This is a genomic window from Nocardia sp. NPDC101769, assembly GCF_044766925.1.
GTDB lineage: Bacteria > Actinomycetota > Actinomycetes > Mycobacteriales > Mycobacteriaceae > Nocardia.
Genome location: NZ_JBIWMX010000051.1, coordinates 21887 through 28223, shown reverse-complemented (window position 1 = coordinate 28223; position 6337 = coordinate 21887). Strand labels below are relative to the sequence as shown.

Here is a 6337-nt window from a genome sequence, read left to right as displayed (position 1 = left end):
GCTGTCTACCAGGGGCTTCCTCATATCCGGCGGAGGCACGCCGAGATCAGATCCATTGCCCCTCAACATCATTCGCACAGGATGAAAAAGGCTCACTGCCCTGCCAGGTTGTGCCACCCCAAAGGCTCGTAGTTGCTTCAGCGACTACCTCTGTCGTGGCTGGGTCGATGAGTTCAGTTGGTGTACCTACGAGATCGGTGATGATGGCGTAGAAAGCTCGGTCGACTGTTGCCTCGTCGGTTGTTTGAGAGATCGGCGTGTACGAAGCTGGTTGGTAATGCCAACGGGTGGTCGTTTTGGCGAGGGTCTGTTCGACGAGATAGGTGTCGTCCCAGGCGAAGTCGGCGTGTTGCAGGACGATACCATCGGAGTCCAAGTGTTGCTTGGTGGTCCGGCGGCCGATGGCGTCGTAGGTGTAACGCCAACGTTGTCCGTCAGGCTTACGGACATCGGTGAGTTGATCGAAAGCGTTGTAGCGGTATTGCCAGATCTCTGGCTTGCGTGAGATCCGCGTTGTGACCTTGCGGACGAGTCGACCCGAGGCATCGTAGTGGTACCGAGTACGCCCATTCCTGATCAACAGGTTCCGGTGATATTCCCGGCGGTTGCTTGTCGAGTTTCCCTGCTCGACGGGGGATTCCGTGCTGCGTGAATCGATTGCGCCCGCATCGGCGACGACGGTGGTTGGTGAGCCGTTGGACATTTCATCGCGGATGATGTTGCTGAGTGGGTCGTAGGAGTATGCCGCGGTCAGCGATCCATCGCGTGACAGCCCTGTGACCCGCCCAATTGCGTCGAGCGCGTAGTCGCACCGCTGCGGTGGGCTTTCGGGGCGGCTGATTGTATGCGTGGTGAGGTAGCCATCGGGCCGGTAAGCGAAGGCATCCTGACGCAAGTTTCGCGGGTCCGGCCGTGGTACCGGAGTCGGATCGAGGTTCAAGATGGAGCATGGGAATGCGACCGTTTGTTGTTCGGTGACGCGGCCGATGTCGGACAGGGTTCGGTTGACAGCGATTTCGCCGACACGCCATCCGATCGGTCGGCCGACCGGGTCATGGGCGAATGTGATGTGATGTCCGTCGGTCGACATGGCCCGGATGCGCCCTGTGTAGTCCCATTGCCATGCGGTGGACGCACCACTCGGCATTGTGCGGCCGATGCGCCGATCGTGAGCGTCGTAGGCGAATTCCATTGCGGACTGGTCATCGAGCCGCTGCGAGGCCAGCTTGCCGGTCACGGTGTAACTGAACTCCAATGTATGGATTGGGTTTTCACCAACACCAGAAGTTGCAGTGAGGGTTCGCCCGGCGGCATCGAGGCGATAGCGCAACCATTCGCCGCTGTCAGCGACGATCTCGGTCACCCGACCGAGCACATCATGCGTGTGCCGACGGGTGCTTCCGTTCGCGTCGGTGACGCTGGCGATGCGTCCGGCGTGGTCGTGGGTGTAGCGGGTGGTGGCATCGTTGTAGTCAGTTTCGGCGGTGAGCCGACCGGCCTGGTCGTATAGATAGCTCCAGGTATGGCCGAGCGGGTTGATGATGGCGATCAACCGTCGTTCTGTGTCCCAGTGGTAAAGGGTGACCGATCCGTCAGGATCAGTGCGGGAGGCGAGCAGGTCGAACGCGCCGTAAGCGAAGAAAGTGACGTGATCCGCACGGTCGGTGTGGGTGAGCAAATTGCCCTCGCCATCCCAGCTCCATGACTCGGAATAGCCGTCAGGATCGGTGCGGCGCAACAGTTTTCCCGCCGGAGACCATTCGTAGCGGGTCACCGCGCCCAACGGGTTTGTGACCTGGACGGGACGGCCGAAACAGTCGCGCTCGACGTGGGTAGTGGCACCGCTAGGATCGGTTACGGTGATCGGCAGTCCAGTCGCGTCAACCTCGATGCGGGTACACGCACCGGTCGATTCGCGGATCTCAGCGACCGCGCCGTCAGGGCGGTAGCGGTAATCGGTACGCACGCCACCTGCGCTGATGACTGCGGCGAGGTTTCCTGACGCGTCCCATTCCTGGCGACGTACACCACCGTCTACATCGGTGATCGTCTCGGGCCGACGCCGTTGCGCATACTCGATATTGATCGTTGATCCGTCCGGCCGAACGACCCGGGCCAGATCACCGGTCCCAGCGTAGACATAATGCGTGGTTGTGCCGTCCGCAGCTACGACTCTCAGCGGTTCACGTTCGGCGTTGTAATCGAAATGGGTGTGCCCGCCTGCCGGGTCGACCACATCGCGCAGCCGCAGGTCGCGATCGAAACCGTGTGTGATCATCGCGCCAAGAGAGTTGGTGATGCAGGTGAATCGCCCTGTACCGTCGAGAAAGTCGCCGTATTCCAGATCGCAGTTCAGCATTCCGTCGGTGCCGCGCTGGCAGATAACCCGCCCGACCTCGTCGTAGGTGTTGACCATGCTGTTGCTGTTGGAATCGGTCCACGACACCATGCGCGCATGCTCGTCATAGATGTAGCGCGTCGTTGCGCCCAAAGCGTTGGCCACCCCGACCAGATTCCCGGCGTCATAGGTGAATTCCCGCACCCGTGTGCGGGTCTCGGCTCCGGTGCTCTCACTGCCAATGACGGTCAAGCCCGTGATACGTCCCGCGGCACTGTCGATCACGATTCGATAGCCCCCGGAATGCGATACCTCGACCGGGACACCGTCTCCGTCGTAATGGAATCGGACGCGGTTGTGGTGACGGTCGGTGATCGCGGACACCGCGAGATTGCCCAACCGTGCATCGAGACCGGCAAGACCGGGTTCAGGTGCGAAGTGCCACACCAGTTCCTGGTTCAGGTCGCGCACCTGGTAGGTGCCGGCCTCGGTACGAGTCAGGGTCCAACTCCGGCCGCCGGCCAGTGGTTCGACGCTCACCCCGATATCGGCGTGGGGGAATGCGAGTAGGACGCCGTCCTCGCCCACGAAAGTGACGCCCTTGCCGTCGACGATGACACGGGCGTCCAGTGTTGCCGACCAGGACTGACCGAACCAGCGGCCGAATCCGTAGCTGGAGCGGTGAGTTCGCCGCAGCACCAGACCCAGTACGCCGGGTAGGTCGATGTCGGTTTCCGGGAGTAGGAACGCTCCGGTGGCGATGTCGACCGGATCCTCGGTGCAGGTCTTGTCCTTCAGATGGCTGGTGTCTTCGGGATTTCCGGTCCGTGCGTGATCCGGGGCCTGGTGGTCGGCACCGGCATGGTCTTCGAAACTCGGGTTGTGCCCGTCGGACGCCGGCGCAGGCTGGTGTTCGTGCGAGGGCGCTACGTGCTCCGGCTGCGGGTGGTCCTGCCCGCCGGAATGCGTGCCGTTCGGGTCGCCACGATGGGCAGGGTCGTGCTGCGCGGCGGGCTGGCGATCATCACCAGCGGGCGAGTGTGGCGTTTCGCTGTGCGGCGCTGGAGAATTCGGCTCGTTCCGAGGAACGGTGGGGGTTTCCGAGTCGGGGTGGGTCCGGCCCGGTTCCGGGTCTGTCCTCAGGTTCTCGGGTTGCGAGTGAGGCGCGGGTGATCCGTCACCGGGCGCACGCTCGGTCGCCACGCCCGGTTGCCCTGGTTGGTCGGTCGCGAGACCGGGTTGCCCCGGTTGGTCTGTGTGCGGACCCGCTGGCGATGGCTCATGGGTGCCGTCCATGGGCCGCGGCTCTGCGGAGGGATTGTGTTGTGGGGAACCAGAATCGGAATGCGCCGGCGCATCGGCCTGGACCGATGAGGCTCCCTTCGGCTCTGTGGTTCCGGGGTGGGTGTCGGCCGGATGCGGCTGCGGGGCAGCACCGTCCGGATGTGGACCCGCTACCGGCCCGCCTTCCGGTGCCCCGGCAGTGCCGGGAGCAGCCGCGTCGGGCTTCGGCACAGCGGCACCCGGCGACTGCGGTGCGGAAGCCCCCGGCTGCACGGCATTCGGTCGTGTCGCCGACGGGTTTCCCGATCCGCCCGAGGGTTCCACAGGCCGATCGACTGTCGAGGCCGCGCGGCCGGGCATCGAGGGTGCCTCGATGCGCGGCACACCCTTGGGTACAGCGCCCGGGGCGTCCTCGAGCACGTCGGTGGCGACCTTGGTCACCCTGACGGTATTGGTGACCTCTTCCATCGTTTCCGCGGCGATTTTGGGTGCGGTGCCCGCGCCGCCGGTGGCCACGGTAAGGATGATGTTGCCGGTGATCGCGCCGCCGGTCTCGAACGGATTCTTCCGAGCGTCCGACAACATCGCATCGACCACCGTGCCCGGATCGGCAGCCGCGGTGACCATCCCGGTGCCCAGATCGGCCATGTGCGAGAAGTAGGCGGCCGGATGCGAGATGTTGTACGGGTCGAGGATGTCGGTCGAGCGGGCGAACTGCACGATCGAGGAAAAGCTGGTCAGCAGGCCGGTTTCGAAGCTGAGCTTGCCGTGGTCGTAGACGCCTTTCAGATCGTCGAAGTCAGCGGACAACCGCTGCGACAACGGCGGCTCGGTCGGCGCCTCCTGGGTTTCGGTTTGCAAGCCGGAGACGACCTGGGAGGCGATGGTGTCGCGTTGAGAGCGGGCGTTCTTCAGGATCGCGCGTGCCTCGTTGCGCATCGCTGTCCACGTGTCGACCAGGGGTGTGTGCTTCTTGTCCTTGTCAGACAACGCATTCCACGCCGACTTCTTCGACTTCTCCTCCTTGTCGGCCGCTTCCCACTTGTTGATCGCGTTCTGGGCCTTGGCCTGCGCGGTCTCCAACGCCCAATACCAGTTTTCTAGGTGCGCGGCCGCTTTGGTGAACGCATCCCCGGCGGTCCACCACGCCTTGGGCTGCTTGTCGAACTCGGCGTGAAACGCGCTCGCGCCCTTACCGGTCCAGTCCGCCACGTCAATGGTGCGCAGTGCGTCCCCGGTCGACTCGATCGATGCCGACATCGATTTCAGCTTGCCCACGACATCGTGGATGGCCGAGGGCTCGCCGTGGATGAGCTCGGTCTTGTCCTTGGTCTGGCCGAGCTCCTTCTCGACGATCTCCCCGCCCAGCACGTTCGCGACCTGGTCGCCGATCTCGTCGATCGCATCGGCAACCCCGCCCGCACCGTGGTCGCGGGCGAAATCCGCGACCGTGTGTGCGCCCTTGTCCAGGATCGAGCCCGCCTTGGTCTCGGCCTCATCGATCGCGTCCCCGACATTGTTGAACCAGTCGCCGATCCCCATCTACCGGCCGCCCTTACCGCCCTGCTGCCCGGCCTGCTCGGGAGTCAGGATCTGTGCCGCCTGCTGTAGTGCGCCCGTGTTCCAACCCGGCGATGCCATGCCGGGCGAAGGGGTCGCGATGGTCGCGGGATTGGAGAGAGCGCCGATATTCGCTGCCGCCTGTGGCCCGACCGTCTTGATGACCTGCGTGTCCAGGCGCATCTTGTCCGACATGTCCTGAAACGATTGGGCGCTGTAATCCGGGTGCATGAGCGCGTTGAAACCGTTGTCGGACAAGGTTTCCGACAGCGACCGCTTGTCGATCTGATCCTTGGTCAGGTTCGGATCGGAGAACAGGTGTGAATACGCCTCCTTGAGCGCGTTCTTGGCCTGCTCATCCATCATCTGGTATCGCCCAGCCGCTAGTCCGACCGCCTCGGCCATGGTGTTGGCCGACTGCACCAACGACCGCACACCCCACGACCACCGGTTACAGAACGTCTCGAACGTCGACTGCACCGACGCCTTACCCGCTTGCAGCGACGTCAGCGCCAGCAGCGCAAACCCGCGCCCCATTGCGCCCGTCTCCTTGATCCCCAGATCAGACAACTGCCCGATGATCGAATTGATCCCATTCGCCGCCTGCGTCAGCACCGCCGGCTCGACCTTCAACCCATCAGTCATGCGATTGCCCCTCGGCGACATTGGTTTCCACGATCTCCGGCGCGAACGCTATCGGCGCGACACCCACACAATCGATTGATATCCCGGTGGGCTCGGGTCGTGCCGCCGCGTACTCGCGCAGTCGACTCCCCAACAGCGACTGGAAGCGATACTCCCCGTCAGGTGTGACATCACCGCGGGCCGCCATAAACCGAGCGAACTCCTCGCGGGCGGTGAACGCGCAGATCCAGTCGATCTCCCCGACCCGGAACGTCGGCACGCGATCACCCTCTGCCACGGGGACCAACACCACGGCCTGCTCGAATGCTCGCCGCATCAGCTCCGGCTGACCGAACCCGGCATAGAACGCCGCGACCTCCGAACGCAATACGGCCAAACCATCACCGACCAATGAAAGTCCCCCCCTGCAGGCAGTTCCCCCGTCGAAACAGCAGTAAGCCGAAGCCTACAGCCGTCCCCAGCTACAACAGCGATCAACCTACTGGACCGATAGGAATGGCAATCATCTGG

At 63.7% G+C, this 6337-nt stretch carries 3 protein-coding genes; all 3 read right to left on the bottom strand.

Going from position 1 to position 6337, the window contains the following annotated elements:
- Positions 1-46: 46 nt before the first annotated feature.
- The 3 genes from ACIRRA_RS41970 to ACIRRA_RS41960 are packed head-to-tail and all read right to left on the bottom strand — an operon-like array spanning position 47 to position 6203.
- Entirely contained in the window at positions 47-5164 is a 5118-nt protein-coding gene (locus ACIRRA_RS41970; RefSeq protein WP_402780349.1) for a putative T7SS-secreted protein, read from the bottom strand.
- Positions 5165-5827 (bottom strand): hypothetical protein, encoded by a 663-nt coding sequence (locus ACIRRA_RS41965; protein WP_402780347.1) that lies wholly within the window; start codon positions 5825-5827, stop codon positions 5165-5167.
- Positions 5820-6203, bottom strand: coding sequence for a hypothetical protein (locus tag ACIRRA_RS41960; protein WP_402780345.1), 384 nt, complete (start codon positions 6201-6203; stop codon positions 5820-5822). The genes ACIRRA_RS41965 and ACIRRA_RS41960 overlap by 8 nt, the downstream gene beginning before the upstream one ends.
- Between the last annotated feature and the right edge of the window lie 134 nt (positions 6204-6337).